This is a genomic window from Nocardia sp. CA-129566, assembly GCF_050956075.1.
Classification (GTDB): Bacteria; Actinomycetota; Actinomycetes; order Mycobacteriales; family Mycobacteriaceae; genus Nocardia.
Genome location: NZ_CP192085.1, coordinates 3,214,761 through 3,230,532, shown reverse-complemented (window position 1 = coordinate 3,230,532; position 15,772 = coordinate 3,214,761). Strand labels below are relative to the sequence as shown.

Here is a 15,772-nt window from a genome sequence, read left to right as displayed (position 1 = left end):
CAGCCCACCCAACGCAGTCCAAGGCCTACGAACCCCATCTGCGATCGGCGCCGAACCGGATGCACGACCTGCTGCCGACCCCACAGTCCAGGACTCCGCCACGAACACCCGTGGCGCAGTCCTGGACCGATGATCACCATGCGCTGATGCAGGTAAACGTCGAGAGCTCACCTGCACCAGCGCATTCTCGTTGGCTATGCGGCGCCTCGTCATGGGCACTGCGGGTCGGTAGAGCGGGCTTCGGGGTCGCGTGCCGACTGCGGGGGCACGGGGTTCCTCGGGGTCGGGATTATTGAGCTGTTCCTGGGTAGCTTCGGCGTGCACCACAGTGCTGGTGGCGGATTGGTCGCGGTCACAGCTGGCGTACGCCGATGATGGCGGGTTTTCTTGTCGCAGTATAGGTTCGGAGGCAATCGCGCGTGACCAGCCCTGGACCACGCCCCTGCAGCGTTCGTCATGAACTTTGCAGTACCGTTACGTCTTCCGAGGGCAGTGCCGACGCTTGGTCAAGATCGGGCGTACGGGCTGCGTCGGTTCAACGGTGGCCATGAACACCGCAGTGGCAGTCGGCTCGCCTGCCGACCAGCCAGGCGCGGCGGACGCTCAGGTGTCGAGGACATCGGATTGCGCTTGGGCGAGTTCGGCTTTTACTACGGTGAAGGCGGTGGATTGGGGGTAGCCGCGGCGGGCGAGCATGCCTACGAGGCGGCGGATTGCTTTGTCGCGGTCCAGGTTCGGGGGCATGGTGCGTAGTTTGCGGCGGACCAGTTGGGCGGCGCGTTCTTCCTCGTCGTCGGCGGTGATGGCGGCGAGGGCGGGGGCGGCGTCGGATTGGGATATGCCCTTGCGGCGGAGTTCTCGGGCCAGAGCCTGTTTGCCTTTGCCGGAGAAGGTGTGGCGGGAGTGGACCCATTGTTCGGCAAAGGCGGCGTCGTCGATCAGGCCGACCTCGGTGAATCGGTCGAGGGCTCGTTCGGTGATATCGGGAGGGAAACCCTTGGCCGCTAGGCGCTGGGCCAGTTCGGCACGGCTGCGGGCGCGGACGGCGAGCAGGCGAAGACACGCCTCCTTCGCCTGCTCGACCGTCCCGCCTTGGGGGGTGCGCTCGGACCGGGACCGCGGATCAGCCCCACCTGCGTGGGGAGCGTCGATGCCCGCCGGTTCACCCTCCTCGGATCCGGCCGCCACCGGATCCACCCATCGGCCTTCGGAACTTTGAAAGTCAGCCGACTGGGAGTCGTTGCGCCGGAACTCGTTCCGGCGCCCGCGACCGCGCCGGGACCCAGTCGAACGCGCCCGCTGCGGATCGGGCGCGCTCGACCGAGTTCCCATGATGTCCGAATCGGCCGAACCACCTTCGGCCAACCGGACCCGTCCATCCCCCTCTTCCCACCGAAAACCCGAGGCCTCCGAATCGCCTGCGGACCACGGCCCCCGCCCCAACCCCGACGCACCGGATCCGAACCCGATGGCCTCCGAATCAATTTCCGCCCCCCGCCCCCACCTGGACGCACCCGAGCCAAAACCATCGACCTCCGAGTCAACGCCAGACCATCGACCCCGACCCGACTCGGACTCACCCGACCCGAAACCCAAAGCCTCCGAATCAACGTCAGACCGCCGACCCCGCCCCACCCCGGCCGCACCCGAGCCGAAACCATCGACCTCCGAGTCAACGCCAGACCACCGATCCCGACCCGACTCGTCCGACCAGAACCCGGCGGCCTCCGAATCGCCCCGGGACCACCGCCTCCGACCCGGCTCGGACGCACCCGAGCCGAAACTCAAAGCCTCCGAATCACCGTCTGACCGCCGACCCCGCCCCACCCCGGCCGCACCCGCCTCGAAACCTGAGGCCTCCAAGTCCATCTCGGACTTCCGAGCCCGTGCCGATCCAGGCCCACCCGAGCGAGATCCGGTATCCGCCGCAAGAGCAGGCCGCCCCGAAGCGGAGAGCAGCTCGTTCAGCTGACGCCGGACCTCATCCACCGGATCGGGCCGCGCCGCATCCGGCGCAGGCCGACCGGGGCGTGATGTTGGGCGCCGAGGGTTCATCGGATCAGAAATCGGCGGGAACCTCTGCGGCCGCTTCCGCGGTTACGTCGGCGCCGATGCCGAGCTTTTCCTTGATCTTCTTCTCGATCTCGTCGCGGACGTCGGTGTTCTCCAGCAGGAACTTGCGGGCGTTCTCCTTGCCCTGGCCGAGCTGGTCGCCCTCGTAGGTGTACCAGGAGCCGGACTTGCGAATGAAGCCCTGCTCGACACCCATATCGATGAGCGAACCCTCCTTGGAAATGCCCTGGCCGTAGAGGATGTCGAATTCGGCCTGCTTGAACGGCGGCGAAACCTTGTTCTTCACAACCTTCACGCGGGTGCGGTTGCCGACCGCGTCACTGCCGTCCTTGAGGGTCTCGATGCGACGCACATCCAGGCGCACCGAGGCGTAGAACTTCAGCGCCTTACCACCGGTCGTGGTTTCGGGCGAGCCGAACATCACGCCGATCTTCTCGCGGAGCTGGTTGATGAAGATGGCGGTGGTGCCGGAGCTGTTCAGCGCACCGGTCATCTTGCGCAGTGCCTGGCTCATCAGGCGAGCCTGCAGACCGACGTGGCTATCACCCATCTCACCTTCGATCTCGGCACGCGGCACCAGCGCGGCCACCGAGTCGATGACGATGATGTCGATCGCACCGGAACGCACCAGCATGTCGGCGATCTCGAGGGCCTGCTCACCGGTATCGGGCTGGGAGACGAGCAGCGCGTCGGTATCGACGCCGAGCTTGCGGGCGTAATCCGGATCGAGCGCGTGCTCGGCGTCGATGAAGGCGGCGACACCGCCCGCGGCCTGGGCATTGGCCACCGCGTGCAGGGCGACGGTCGTCTTACCCGAGGACTCCGGACCGTAGATCTCGACAATGCGGCCGCGCGGCAAACCGCCGATGCCGAGCGCCACGTCCAGCGCGATGGATCCGGTCGGGATCACCGAGATGGGCTGGCGGGCCTCCTCGCCGAGACGCATGACCGCGCCCTTGCCGAAGCTCTTCTCGACCTGCGCCAGCGCCAGCTCGAGCGCCTTATCGCGGTCGTACGCCTGTGGTGCCATATCCTGATCCCCTTTTCGACAGGTAAGTCTCGTTCTTGGTTGGCGCCCACATTAGAGGGCGGCACCGACAAGTTCTGGCGACCAGCCTAGACGAACAAATGTTCGAGTCAAGCGACGCGCCCGACAACACGCGAGCCGATTCGGCGCACCGGGCAACCACCGCGCTACGGCCGATTCCACACCACCGCCCGTTCACCGCACCAGCGATATCCGATCGCTGTCCAGCAGCGTCTGCGCCTGCTTGAAGACCCGCAGGGCCGGTGTCACCTCGACATCGGTGATCCCATCGAGGGCACCGAGCCGCTGGGTGACATAGCGGTAGAGGTGGGCGGTATCGCGGCACATGATCGACGCCATCAGATTGACCGGCCCCGTGGTCGCGGCGACGAATACGGTCTCCGGATGCGTCGCGATCGCGGTGCCCACCGCCGCGAGATCGGCCGGGCGGGTGCGCAGCCACAGCGCCGCGCGCACGGCATACCCCATTCGCTCGATCGCGAAATCGAGATCGAAGTAGAGCACCCGGGATTCGACCAGTTCGGCCATGCGGCGCGCCACTCTCGTTGGGGTCCAACCGATTTCGGCGGCGATCTGCGCATAGGGCGCGCGGCCGTCGCGGCCGAGGATGGTCAGCATCGTTTCGTCTTCGGCCGAAAGCCGCACCGGCGCTTCCGGTCCCAAATCGGCCCGCGTCGACCGCGACCCGAGTTCGCGCAACTGCGCCGCGGTGAACAGGTGGCTGAAATGCGGCCACTCCTCGTCGAGCGGAAACCGGTGGATCACCTCGTGCGCCGTCAAGCCGATCACCTGGCTGGCCTGCGGCAATGTCTGCAGCAGCAGTTTGTCACGGCGTTCCACCGAGCGCGGGCGGCTCACACAGGTCACCTCGGATCCGGTGGAGAGCAGGGTGACCCAGCTCAGATCCGGAAACCGGGCCAGCGATTCGGCCAGCCGCACCGCCTTGTCCGGCGTCGTCCGGAGCCGGATCGCCCAGCGCGCATGCCCGAGCGGCACCGCGTTCACCTGGCCCGCCACATGCAGGATGCCGCGCTGCCGCAGCGACCGGTAGCGGCGTGCCACCGTCTGCTCCGAAACCCCGAGGATGGCGCCCAGCTTGGCGAATGCGATGCGGGCATCGCTGACGAGCGCGTGCACGATCTGCTTGTCGAGCACATCCAGAACGGAGGATTCCGACTCATCCACAGACTGCATAGGAGGAATATATCGCCAACAGACCGATGGCTATGTGGATATCGCCGCACAGCGCAGGCTGGGTGTCGAAATCGTTCATATGGCTCCGGAGGCTCCAGTGAAGAAATGGCTCCCCCTATTCGCCGCGTGCCTCGGCACGCTCATGCTGCTCATCGACGTCACCATCGTCAATGTCGCGCTCCCTGATATCGCCGCCGACCTCGGCACCGGACTCTCCGGATTGCAGTGGGTGGTGGACGGATACGCACTGGCACTGGCCGCGCTGCTGCTCGTACTCGGTTCGCTGGCCGACCGGGTCGGCGCCAAGCGCGCCTATCTCGCCGGGCTCATCGTCTTCGCGATCGCATCGCTGATCTGCGGAATCGCCGATACGTCGCCGAGTCTCATCGCGGCGCGGGCACTGCAGGGCGTCGGCGGTGCCGCGATGTTCGCGACCACACTGTCGCTGTTGAACTCCACCTACACCGGTCGGGACCGTGGTGTCGCCTTCGGCGTCTGGGGTGCGGTCGCGGGTGCGGCGGCCGGAATCGGCGTGGTGCTGGGCGGTGTGCTCACCGAGGCGCTGTCGTGGCGGTGGATCTTCTTCGTCAATCTGCCGATCGCGGTCGTGGCGATCGTGTTGACCGCCATCGTGTTCCAGCCGTCGCCGCGGCAAGCGGATCGGGCCGTGGACATCCCCGGAATGCTCGCGTTCGCGACCGCCGCGACGGCGGTCACCTATGGTGTCATCCGGGGCGGCGAACACGGCTGGTCCGATGGCGCGACGTTGCTCGCGCTGACGCTCGGAGCGGTCGCATTGCTGGCCTTCGCATTCATCGAATACCGCAGTGCGGCACCGATGTTCCCGCTGTCACTGCTCGGCAACCGCAATTTCGGCGCCACGCTGGTGTCGGCTTCCGGACAGACCTTCGCGGCCTTCGCCGCCACACCCCTGGTATCGCTGTGGCTGCAGCAGCAGCTGCATATGACGCCGCTGCACGCGGGCCTGGCCATGCTGCCGATGGCGGCGACCGCATTCGTAGTGGCCGGTGCGTTCGGCAAACTGCTGCACGATGTTTCGCCGAAGTGGACGATCGGGGCGGGTCTGGTGTTGGTCGGCATCGGAACCGGATTGCTCACCATCATCGACGCCGGAGCATCCTGGACCGCATTGGTTCCCGGGTTCGTCGTTATCGGTGCTGGCATCGGCATCAATTCACCCGCGCTGGTGGCGGTGGGAATGGCGGCGGTGCCGCCGCGACAGGGCGGAATCGCCGCTGGCGCGGTGAATACCGCACGCCAGCTCGGACTCGCGCTCGGAGTCGCGGTACTGGGCACGGTATTCCGCGAGGTCGCCGATGCCGATCAGCCGATGACACTGTCGCGGTTCGTGGATGGACTGGACGCGGCGTTCGCGGTGGCGGCCGGGGTCGGGATCGTGTTCGGGGTGATCGCATTCGGGTTGTTCCATCGCCAGCACGAGGTGGTCGCGGATGGTCCTGCCGAGCGGGAAGTTGTTGCCGCGTAGGCAAATCCGCAGAGCGGACGCGTGCCGGAACCCTCGCATCGCAGGGGTTCCGGCACGGGATCGTCGAACCAGCAGCGCCCCGCACTACTGCTGCGGCAGCACGGATTCGTCCCCTTCCGGGCGCGGGCCGAAAATGCGGCGGTCGGATTCCTCGATGCGGACATCGTTGATGCTGGCCTCGCGACGCGACATCAAACCTTCCGGGGTGAACTCCCACTGCTCATTGCCGTAGCTACGCCACCACTGGCCGGATTCGTCGTGCCATTCGTATTGGAAGCGAACCGCGATGCGATTGCCTTCGAAGGCCCAGAGGTCCTTGCGCAGCGCGTAGCCGTTCTCGATGGACCACTTTCGGGTGAGGAATTCGACTATGGCGTCGCGGCCGGTGAAGAACTCATCGCGATTGCGCCACACCGAATCCTCGGTGTACGCGGCGGCGACACGCTCGGGATCCCTGGTATTCCAGGCATTTTCGGCGGCAAGCACCTTCGCCTTGGCGGATTCCAGGTCGAACGGCGGCAATGGGGGTCGCATCACAAGCTCCTTCTTCGGTATCAGATTCGGCCGCACCCCAGGTGGATGTCCGCAAGGGCGTGGATCCGGTCAGGGGTTGACCGGGGAGAGTTCGGCGGGACCCCAGCGCAGGGGGCCCGAACCACGGACTTCCACCACATCGGTAATGGTGAACTCGATCGAGCATTGGGCTCCGGCGGTGCATGTCTCAGCATTCCAGACCAATTCGGCGGCTCCGGTGAGCTGCAGTGTTCCGCCGGTGCTCCAGTCCGGGATCAGCAGGCCGCAGCGCGGATTCACCGCGATATTCCCGAGCGTCATGAACATCGAATTGCCCTGGTAGTCCGGCCATCGCAGTCGCGTGGACGAAAGCACCTGCAGGAATCCGGGATTGCCGCCGCGATGGGAGGCATCGGCATTACCGTCGGCATCCGCGGTGGCGACGAAGAATGTATCGGCCACGGCGATCAGCTCCCGCTGGTGTGCGTCGAGTTCCGTGCCGTACTGCGGCGCCGGAATATCGCCACCGGGTCGGTAGGACTCGATCGACCTGCGTGAGATGTACTTCGGGCAGTTCGAATACACCTGGTCGACGGCGATCCGCAGCCCGTCACACCACTGCGTCGGCACCGCGAACCCATTGACTCGCATCCGCCTGCGCCGCTGCGGCTGCAGCGCGATCATGCCGATCCGGGCGGGGCGGGTCAGCGCCCGATGCAGCGGATCCCCGGCGGCCGGAAATGCCTCGACCGCGATCGTCTCGGCATCGAGGGCGTGCACGAACCCCAGCGGCCCAACCAGCTCACCGGCCCACACGCGTTGCGCGTCATCCGCGGCCGCGATCACGACCATCGGCTGTTCGGCCAGGAAAGATGCGGCGACATCCGGGATATCGCCGCGAATCATCCGGCCGACCCGGTCCGCGATGTGCTGCTGGCCCATTCGCTGCTGTACGGCGACCTCACCGGAGTGGAAGTAGCTCATCGGCTCAGAAGAATCCGCAGGTCGGAGCGGCACCGCTCGGCGCGGGAGCGGATTCGGCGCCAGTGGGCGCGTAGACCTCGAGCCGGATGCCGTCGGGGTCGGTGAAGAAGATGCCACCGGAAGCCACGCCCTCACCGTGCGCGACGACACCGTCGTGCACGAAATCCACCGCGAGTTCGCGCAGCAGCGCCTCGGTCGCGCGCACCTGTTCGATGGTATCGACCTGGAACGAAAGGTGGTGCAGACCGGGAGTCCCGGTGGAGAACATGCCGTCGGACTGCTGCCAGAGGGTCACCATGAGCTTGCCGTTGACGCCGAGGAAGGCCCAGCGTTTGCCGTCATCGGTGCTGGCCGCGAGCTGTTCGAAACCTAATGCGCGCCGATAGAAGTCCACCGAGCGGTCCAGATCGGAGACGTTCAGGCCGATATGTCCGGTGACCAACTGTGGCGCGATGGCTGTCGTCATCGTGAATTCTCCTTGAAATGAGTAACCGTCATAGACTGTTTGACTAGTTAGAACATAGCGAGCGGCAGCATAGGCGTCAACCTCTAAAATCGATTTGACTAGTTAGAACGGCGGTGGTCGACCTGACGACGAAAGGCGGATCGCTACCCTCAGGTATGCCCGATCCACGCCCCCACCTCGGTGAACCGATGGCACTCGACCTGCTGAACACCCGGTGGATCGAGAACGGGCCGCAGGATCTGCTCACCGATGTGGCGGGTCTCGGCATCTGGCTGACCTCGGCTGGGCTGGCCGAGCGCGCCAAGGCCGACGAACCGACCCTGCAGGCGTTGCTCACCGCGCGCACCGCCATCTACGACGTGTTGAAGCACACCTCACACGTCGCGCTCAATGAAGTGCTCGACCACGGCCGGATCCGGCGCACCCTGACCGATACCGGCCCGGCCGATACCGTCGACGTGGCCGAAGCGACCTGGCTCCCCGGCTGGCTGGCCGCCGACAACCTGTTGCGGCTACTCGCCGAAGCACCGGACCGGATCCGCCAGTGCGCGCATCCCGACTGCGTGCTGTTCTTCTACGACACCTCGAAAAACGGCACCCGCCGATGGCATTCGATGGCGACCTGCGGCAACCGCACCAAGGCCGCGCGCCACTATGCGAAAAAGCCTTGAGCTCAGAAGAGTTCGTCCAGCAGCCGGTAGTAGTCCAGCAGCCGCCGGTCCGGTTCGGTGAGACCGTAGGCGGTATAGAACGCGCGCAGTTCGTCGTCCTCGAAGTCGGCGGGCAGATCGCGTGCGACCAGGGCCAGATCGCGGTACCGGTCCGCCACGCCCAGACCACCGACATCGATCAGCAGGCCGCCCTCCAGGACATTGGACGGAGTGAAATCACCGTGCGCGACAACGAGATCCTCGTCCGTCGGGCGTTCGGCGAGCAGCCGCTGAAGTACCTGTTCGGGTGTCAGCCCTCGATTGTCGTCATCGAAGTCCTCGGTATCGACCAGACCCTCGAGCACATTGCGCCGCGCCTGGGCGAGCACGACATCCAGCCCGCCGTCGAACGGGCACTGCGCGACCGGGATGTCGTGCAGGCGACGTAGCACCACGCCCATGACCGCGCCCACCGATATCGCCGGGTCGTCGAGTACGGCCAGACTCGGCACGCCCGCATCCGTCAGCACCAGGACGTCATCTTCGAACACGGCGATATCAGGTAGCCGAATCCCCCTGCCCCGCAACCAGTGCAACCGCTCGTACTCGGCAGCCGCCTTCGGCCCCCGCTTCACCCAGTACGTGCCGTTGACGTGCGCGACACCGCCGCTCATCCCTTCGTGATCATCCGACCACGTGGGTTCCTCGCCGAGCAGCGCGACCACCTTCGGCGGCAAGGTCGCGGGCAGTTCGTCGAGGGCGTCCAAGGTGGTGCGCGTGGATTCGATCAATTCGGCGTCGCCCTCGGCGACTCGCAACTTCAGCGCCTCACTCAGCAGTGCCTTGGCCTCCGGCAGCCGACCTTGTTCGGCAAGCGCCTTGCCCAGGTGCTGCAGCGCGAAGGACACCACCTCCGGCGCGCAGTCACGAGCCTGGTCGACGGTCCGGCGATATAGCGTTTCGGCGGTGACAACATCGCCACGATACCGGTGGGCATCGCCGAGGTTGATCCAGACCGAAATCCGACGGCGATCGCTGTCCGCGAGTTCGAGGGCGCGATCGAGGTGATCCAGGGCCTCGTCGTAGCGGCCGAGTAGCAGCAGGTCGATGCCGGTCTTGCGGAATTCGGCGAAATCGACCGGCCGGGCGAGCGCTACCCGGGCAGCCAGCTGTTCATGATCGGTAGCGATCATGCGCAGCCGCCCGTCGAAGCGGTATCCACCATCGGTCACCAGCGTGATCTCGGCACATCGAAGTCCGCGCAGAGCGCGCGCCACACATCCCGTGGATCGATACCCGCCTCGATGGCGGCGGCACCCGTCCGCCCGCCCAACGCTGGGATGGTGTGATCTTTGAGCAGGGTATCGCCACGGGCCACACCGAACTCGGTGTGCAACAGCTCCTGGAACTCGGTCAACCGCACCGTGTTCAAGATACTCGGGTCGCCGCGCTCTCTTCCAGACGCGCCGGTACGCGATGGCGTTGCCCATTCGCGAACAGCACTGAAACGGGCGCTGGAATCAAGCTCGAACGCTGAGGACGTCGTGGCAGATACCGATGACATCGGCGACATCCGCCACGCCGGAGGCCGCCTGCTGTGCCGCGGTTGTGTAGGAGGGGGTGTCGAGGAGCTCTCGGACCGCAGTGCGAACGGCGTCCACGGTCAGCGGCCGGACCAGGATCGAGCTGCCTCGGCGGGCGGCGCGATTGGCCAGTTCCCATTGGTCGCCGCCGCCGGGGACGGTGACGATCGGGACACCCGCGAGCAGGGATTTCGCCAGCAGGCCGTGCCCACCGCCGCCCACGACAACCGAGGCGTGGGTGAGCAGTTCGTCCTGACGGCCGAGTCCGGCGGTCGCCCAGGGCGGCAGGTCGGTCGGCGGGGTGTCGAGCATGGAAATGGCGACCCGTACCCCCGCCCCGTCCAGGGCGGCGAGCACGGTGTCGACCATGCCCGCGACGCCGGTATGCGCCGTCGATGGCGCGACCATCACCAGCGGCTCGTCGCCGGGCGGTAGGTCGAGCGTCTTCCGGGTCGGTTCCCACAGCAGTGGGCCGATGACATGAGTGTTTCCGGGCCAGTCGGGGCGCGGTACCTCGAGGGCGGGCAGGGTGGCGATCAGGCGGGCCGCCGGACCCGGATCGGTGGCGGGCAGGCCGACACTTTCGCGCGCCTGCTCCCGCTGACGCAGACCGTTGCGGATGGCGCGAGCGGTCATGGTGCGCAGCATGCCGTCGCGGAGTCGCCCACGCAGACCCTCCCCAGGCGCGAGACCACTGCCGATGGGCGGCAACGCCTTCGAGGGAAGATACAGCGGATGCGGCGACAGCTCGACCCACGGCACTCCCAGTCGTTCGGCGGCCAACCCGCCGCCCGCGGTCAGCACATCCGACACCACGAGTTCCGGCAGCATCGCGCTCAGATCGGGCAGGATCTCGGTCGAAATATGTGCCGCACGTTCATGGATGCGCTGACCGGCATCGCGGTCGTCGTCGGCGGCGCGCGGGGCCAGCCCCTTGAGTCTGCGCACCGCGATGCCCGCTTCCTTGGCGGCGTCGAACCAGCGCGGTCCGGTGAACAACACCGGTTCGTCACCGGCGGCCAGGAACCGCTCGCACAGCGCCAGCGCCGGAAACGCATGGCCTGGATCCGGCCCGGCAACAACGGCAACACGCATGCGGTCAGCCTGCCATATCTGTTTCGGAATCCGATGGGTGGAGATCGGGGTGCAGCGCGCATCGACCCCTGTCGCGCGTGGGGCCAGCATTTACCGAAATGCCATGCACGTGCAACCCCGCCGGACGGCGATCAACGGCAAACTGGTCCAGACCATTTCGCTCACCGCGCCGGACGCATCGGCAGTGAGCGGTCGCATCGCGAGATCGGGGCTGAGGTGTCGGTATCCACCGTGGACGAATTGATCAACCTGTTGACCGACTGCGCCGACGTCTGGGATATGCCCGACCGCAGTGGCGACCCCGTCGACATCCTCGATCACGATCTGCAATGCGCCCAACTGCTGCGCATATCCCATCCCGATGACGAGGAACTACAACTGGCCGGACTACTGCACGACATCGGCCACAAACTCGTCCCCGGCGACGACGCACACCACGGCGAACACGGCGCGGCCGCGATCCGCTCCCTACTCGGCGACCGCGTCGCCCGACTGATAGAGCTGCACGTCGTCGCCAAACGCTATCTAGCCGCCACCGACACCGCCCATACGCTCTCCCCCGCCAGCCAGCGCACCCTGATCACCCAGGGCGGCCCTATGACCCAAGCCGAAATCGCCGAATTCCGAGCCGATCCCGACTTCACCGCCGCCATCGCCCTGCGCCGCGCCGACGATGCGGGCAAGGTAGTCGGCCGCGAAGTCGCCCCGCTGGAATCGTGGCGCCCGGTCATCGAACGAGTAGCCACCACACACTGAACCCACCTGCCAGCACAACCGATTTCAATACTCCCCCACCCATCCGTTACCCTTGCTCAGCAACACCGGTCCGGGTGGCGGAATGGCAGACGCGCTAGCTTGAGGTGCTAGTGCCCTTTATCGGGCGTGGGGGTTCAAGTCCCCCTCCGGACACAACCAGTACGCCAACACGTGGCCGCGGGATTCGGGGCTTACCCATAACCGACTCGATGTTGCTCGAATCGCCCTGGCTACCAAGAGAATTGGACACTGAGTACCGACCAGGAAACCGGTACACACAATTGCGGCGCCTGGCGGCACTCTGCCGTCCTCGTCGGCTTGCATCCACGAGACGAACACACGTGGGCTCCTTTGGCTGCTGCTCGCGCTCGCTGCAACGAACCCGACATCCCCGACCGCCGTTGAAGATTCAGACAACTGGCGCCGTAGGCGTCTCGGGCGATTGACCTAGTGCCTCGCCCGGATAGTTGCCGCGGTACCCACCCTGCGAGGCGCGACGAGACATCGAAGCAATAGCTGTCGCGACAATCACTGTCTAAGCAGCTATATTGCGGGGATGGAACTCTTCACCATTCTGCGGACGGCTTCCCTGCTGCACGACTCCGCTCGCGAGCTGACAACGTTGCTGGATCGCCATCTGGCCCCGTACGAGGTCACAACGCAGCAAGCCGCACTGCTGGTCAACCTTGCAGCTGGAGAGACGGCCCCCACCCGCCTGGCGACCGTGCTGGGAACCGACACCGCCGGGCTGACCAGGCTGCTGGACCGGCTCGAAACCAAGCAGCTCGTTCGCCGCCGCCGCAGCGACACCGACCGCCGGGCGGTAATCGTCGAACTCACCGAGGCCGGTCGGCGTCTGGCTCCCCAACTTGTCCCGACTTTCGGGAAAGCCGCCGACCAGATGTTCACCGGCATAGCCGAACCCGACATTCAGCAGGTTGGTGATGTGCTCGCCCGGGCCATCGCGAATCTGCACCCAACCGACTCCCAGCCAGCAAGCGCGGCACGATTCACCGGCCCGGCGACCAACGGTCACGCGGATCTACCGGACCAACCCAGCTAGACAGACGGTGGTACTCCAGCCGCATTTCGTGATCTCGGCTGGGGTTTCAGTGGGTGGTGTTCTTGGCCAGAGGGTCAGATCACCCGCTCAGTCCCGCGACCGTTCCGCTGTCCTGGCAGCAGGGGATCGTCCGGTGACGGAGTCGGCGCCTTCCGCTCGGCCTGTACCTGGATCTCGATCTCGGTTCGAAGAGCGCCCGGATCCCACATCTCCTGGAACGGTCCGACGACCGAACCACCGAGTCCGCGACGACGCGCACGGTTGGCTGCCCATGCGATGCCGACCGGAACCAAGATCAGTGGAGTGACTGAGATCAAGAACAGCAGGAAACCGTCCATTCCATGCATGCTACACGCGGAGCGCGCCGAAACCCTGACCGTAATTTCCCTGGATCGGCTGCTGGTACTGCGCACGCGCAGTACTCGCCCCCGGTCGACCGCGACTACTGGTTCCGTACTTGAACCTTCGGTCCCAAGGACAGAGGTGCTCAGCGATTTCTCCTTAATCACAACGCTTTCCGAGCCCGGACGTCGATGCTGGCAGCGAGATCTCAACGCGCACTGCGTGAGATCTGCCGAAACCTCGACGTCGTTCACTGCGTCACATCCGTAGGCCTCGCAAAGCTCAGCCGACCAGGACAAGCACAACCGGACCAGGCGGAGTTGATACTCACAGGGCGGCGCAAGACCCTAGAAGATTGGTGTAGCGCATGAGAGTTGTTGCGGAACAGTTGAATTCGCTCTGTTGAGCGTTCGTCTAGAGGGGTAGACTCCCGGTCGGTAGCCGTCGGCAAGGAGGAAAATGGAATGGACCTGTCCGAACAGCCTGTCGAAGTGCAACTCGAAATCCTGCTGGAGAATCACTACCGGTTTCAATTCCTCGTAACGGCATGCCAGGTCGGCCTCTTCGCCGCCCTCGAGAAGGAGCCCGGCCTCCCTGTGCGGGACGTCGCGGCGCGGGTGGGTCTGCAGGAGCAACCGACGCGCATTCTGATGCTCGGGTGTACGGCGATCGGCCTCTTGCGTAAGGACGGCGAGAGCTACTTCAACACTCCGCTGACGAAGGCGGTGAGCGGGAACTTCGATGGGACACCGGCCGCGTTCATCACACGCGAGAACCGTCGCATCTACCGTGCATTGATGTGGTTCCCCGAAGCGGTGAAGGAGAACACCAACGTCGGGTTGCAGCGGGAGGTCGAAGGGGCTTCCCCGACGTTGTACGGACGCATCACCGAGAATTCGGAGCTCGAGGCCGAGTTCCATGCCCAGATGTCCTTCACGAGCTTTCTCGTCCGAGACGAGATCAGGCAGAAGATCGACCTCTCCGAGCACAAGCACTTGCTCGACGTCGGCGGCGGCACCGCCGTCAACGCGGAGAACCTCGCGAGCCGATGGCCCGACCTGCGCATCACGATCGCCGATCTTCCCTCGGTCGCGGCCACCGCGAACGAACGGATACAGAAGCTCGGCCTGGCGGACCGGATTCAGGCGGTCGGTATCGACGCCCTCAACGACGAATTCCCCACCGGCTGCGACGCGCTGCTCTTCGCCCACTTTCTCGAGATATGGTCGCCCGACCACATCCGGACGCTCCTGTCCAAGGCGTTCCGCGCGCTGCCGCAGGGAGGCGAGATCTTCGTCATCACTCCATATCAGAACGACGACGAGACCGGGCCCGTGCGAGCGGCGTATCTCTCCGCGTACTTCCTGGCCTTCGCCTCCGGAGAGGGCATGGTGTACACAGGGAAGGAGTACGAGACGTGGCTCGCCGAGGCGGGATTCGAGCCCACGGAGCGGGTGCCACTCGGCGCGGACACCATCCTGATCCGCGCTCGCAAGACGTCCTAGTGTCGTGCGCCGGAAATTGTCGATGATGTAGTCAGCTGGATTCGATCGCCCGAAGGCGTCCTCGGTGGGCGCCGCGGGTGAGCGTACGACGCCGCTGCCCCCAGCGGGCGAAGGCGTCGCAATCTTGCCGTGTTGCCATGGCAGCCCGCCCTCCTCGCCCGAGCCGAGGAGGGCGGGCCCGCGGATCGAACAATGGATCGCCGCGGAGCTGGGCACTTGGTCAAAGCACGTTTCCGGGGCTAGCTCTTCTTACGGATCAGCGTGACACCATCGGCGAATGGGAGAACAGAAATATCCACCCGCTCATCATCACGCAGCATGGCGTTGAATTCCCGAATGGCGACCGTGTCCCGATCCTGCGCGTCCTGATCGATGACGCGGCCGAAGAACAAAGTGTTGTCGACAACAATCAGCCCACCCGGTCGCACCAGCTGAAATGCCGCAGAATAGTACGACGAATAGTTGACCTTATCCGCATCTATGAAAACGAAATCGACACTGCCCGCCCCCTGGTCCGTCAATATTTTCGCCAGCGTCTCGGTGGCGTCGCCAATGCGAACATCAATACGTTCGGCCACGCCTGCTCGCTTCCAATAGTCAGCCGCGATCATCGGCCATTTATTGGAGATATCGCAGGTCACCACCGTTCCACCCGATGCGACTGCGCGCGCCATGCACAACGTGCTGTACCCGGTGAAAGTGCCGATTTCCAGCACCGAACGCGCCCCGGTGAGCCCGACGAGCAAGGCCAAGAACTGCCCTTCTTCAGCCGCGACCTGCATAGCCTTCCCGGCGGGAAGTTCCGCCGTCTCTTCGCGCAGCTCACGCAGGATCTCGTCATCGCGCAATGAGACTTCTCGAATGTAGGAAATTAGTTCCGGCCCTAAAACAAGGTTATCTGCCACTAACCCAGACTACAGCGCTGGCCCGCCCATTGATACTCAGTATTTCGGCGGGCGAATCAAACTCCTTGTTATCGCATCCAGTGCCAAC

Annotated in this window: 16 protein-coding genes and 1 tRNA gene; 6 read left to right on the top strand and 11 right to left on the bottom strand. The window is 65.3% G+C overall.

Translation table 11 applies throughout. From position 1 onward, the window contains the following. Window positions 1-603: 603 nt before the first annotated feature. From recX to ACQP0C_RS13885, 3 genes are all read right to left on the bottom strand, one after another. The gene (gene recX, locus ACQP0C_RS13895; protein WP_433734536.1) at window positions 604-1,152 is read right to left on the bottom strand and encodes a recombination regulator RecX; all 549 of its coding nucleotides are present in this window, start codon (window positions 1,150-1,152) and stop codon (window positions 604-606) included. 907 nt (window positions 1,153-2,059) lie between these two features. Next, window positions 2,060-3,103: a recombinase RecA gene (gene recA / locus ACQP0C_RS13890; protein WP_433733331.1), complete on the bottom strand. Its 1,044-nt coding sequence runs from the start codon at window positions 3,101-3,103 to the stop codon at window positions 2,060-2,062. A gap of 192 nt (window positions 3,104-3,295) precedes the next feature. After that, window positions 3,296-4,315 carry an Lrp/AsnC family transcriptional regulator gene (locus tag ACQP0C_RS13885; RefSeq protein WP_433733330.1) on the bottom strand — a complete coding sequence of 340 codons (1,020 nt, stop codon included), beginning with the start codon at window positions 4,313-4,315 and terminating at the stop codon, window positions 3,296-3,298. A 97-nt stretch (window positions 4,316-4,412) separates the two neighbouring features. Between ACQP0C_RS13885 and ACQP0C_RS13880 the strand changes: the two genes are divergently transcribed. Beyond that, entirely contained in the window at window positions 4,413-5,822 is a 1,410-nt protein-coding gene (locus ACQP0C_RS13880; RefSeq protein WP_433733329.1) for an MFS transporter, read from the top strand. A gap of 84 nt (window positions 5,823-5,906) precedes the next feature. On the opposite strand, the gene ACQP0C_RS13875 is transcribed toward ACQP0C_RS13880, so the two are convergent. The 3 genes from ACQP0C_RS13875 to ACQP0C_RS13865 all read right to left on the bottom strand — a co-directional run bounded on the left by ACQP0C_RS13875 (window position 5,907) and on the right by ACQP0C_RS13865 (window position 7,785). Beyond that, on the bottom strand, window positions 5,907-6,359 hold the full coding sequence (locus ACQP0C_RS13875; RefSeq protein WP_433733328.1) for a nuclear transport factor 2 family protein: 453 nt from the start codon (window positions 6,357-6,359) through the stop codon (window positions 5,907-5,909). Between the two features lie 66 nt (window positions 6,360-6,425). Further along, window positions 6,426-7,319, bottom strand: a complete 894-nt coding sequence (locus tag ACQP0C_RS13870) for a pyridoxamine 5'-phosphate oxidase family protein (protein ID WP_433733327.1) — start codon at window positions 7,317-7,319, stop codon at window positions 6,426-6,428. A 4-nt stretch (window positions 7,320-7,323) separates the two neighbouring features. Continuing rightward, window positions 7,324-7,785, bottom strand: a complete 462-nt coding sequence (locus tag ACQP0C_RS13865; protein WP_433733326.1) for a VOC family protein — start codon at window positions 7,783-7,785, stop codon at window positions 7,324-7,326. A gap of 155 nt (window positions 7,786-7,940) precedes the next feature. Here ACQP0C_RS13865 and ACQP0C_RS13860 point away from each other — a divergent pair, with 155 nt between their 5' ends. Beyond that, window positions 7,941-8,456 (top strand): CGNR zinc finger domain-containing protein, encoded by a 516-nt coding sequence (locus tag ACQP0C_RS13860; protein WP_433733325.1) that lies wholly within the window; start codon window positions 7,941-7,943, stop codon window positions 8,454-8,456. A gap of 2 nt (window positions 8,457-8,458) precedes the next feature. Here the strand turns inward: ACQP0C_RS13860 and ACQP0C_RS13855 are convergent, their stop codons facing one another. The 3 genes from ACQP0C_RS13855 to ACQP0C_RS13845 form a co-directional block, all read right to left on the bottom strand. Next, entirely contained in the window at window positions 8,459-9,667 is a 1,209-nt protein-coding gene (locus ACQP0C_RS13855) for a phosphotransferase (RefSeq protein WP_433733324.1), read from the bottom strand. Then, window positions 9,664-9,858, bottom strand: coding sequence for a DUF3046 domain-containing protein (locus tag ACQP0C_RS13850; RefSeq protein ID WP_433684005.1), 195 nt, complete (start codon window positions 9,856-9,858; stop codon window positions 9,664-9,666). Before ACQP0C_RS13850 ends, ACQP0C_RS13855 begins: the two co-directional genes overlap by 4 nt. A gap of 97 nt (window positions 9,859-9,955) precedes the next feature. Continuing rightward, complete coding sequence (locus ACQP0C_RS13845; protein ID WP_433733323.1) at window positions 9,956-11,113, bottom strand: glycosyltransferase; 1,158 nt, start codon at window positions 11,111-11,113, stop codon at window positions 9,956-9,958. Between the two features lie 231 nt (window positions 11,114-11,344). On the opposite strand from ACQP0C_RS13845, the gene ACQP0C_RS13840 reads away from it, so the two are divergent. The 3 genes from ACQP0C_RS13840 (at window position 11,345) to ACQP0C_RS13830 (ending at window position 12,932) form a co-directional block, all read left to right on the top strand. After that, window positions 11,345-11,869, top strand: coding sequence for an HD domain-containing protein (locus ACQP0C_RS13840; RefSeq protein WP_433733322.1), 525 nt, complete (start codon window positions 11,345-11,347; stop codon window positions 11,867-11,869). 68 nt (window positions 11,870-11,937) lie between these two features. After that, window positions 11,938-12,022 (top strand) — tRNA-Leu (locus ACQP0C_RS13835). Window positions 12,023-12,425: 403 nt separating this feature from the next. After that, window positions 12,426-12,932 carry a MarR family winged helix-turn-helix transcriptional regulator gene (locus tag ACQP0C_RS13830; protein WP_433733321.1) on the top strand — a complete coding sequence of 169 codons (507 nt, stop codon included), beginning with the start codon at window positions 12,426-12,428 and terminating at the stop codon, window positions 12,930-12,932. Between the two features lie 74 nt (window positions 12,933-13,006). Here ACQP0C_RS13830 and ACQP0C_RS13825 read toward each other — a convergent pair whose 3' ends face one another. Next, entirely contained in the window at window positions 13,007-13,270 is a 264-nt protein-coding gene (locus tag ACQP0C_RS13825) for a hypothetical protein (protein ID WP_433733320.1), read from the bottom strand. Between the two features lie 468 nt (window positions 13,271-13,738). Here ACQP0C_RS13825 and ACQP0C_RS13820 point away from each other — a divergent pair, with 468 nt between their 5' ends. Beyond that, window positions 13,739-14,779 carry a methyltransferase gene (locus ACQP0C_RS13820; protein ID WP_433733319.1) on the top strand — a complete coding sequence of 347 codons (1,041 nt, stop codon included), beginning with the start codon at window positions 13,739-13,741 and terminating at the stop codon, window positions 14,777-14,779. Between the two features lie 239 nt (window positions 14,780-15,018). On the opposite strand, the gene ACQP0C_RS13815 is transcribed toward ACQP0C_RS13820, so the two are convergent. After that, window positions 15,019-15,684: an O-methyltransferase gene (locus tag ACQP0C_RS13815; protein ID WP_433733318.1), complete on the bottom strand. Its 666-nt coding sequence runs from the start codon at window positions 15,682-15,684 to the stop codon at window positions 15,019-15,021. Window positions 15,685-15,772: the final 88 nt, after the last annotated feature.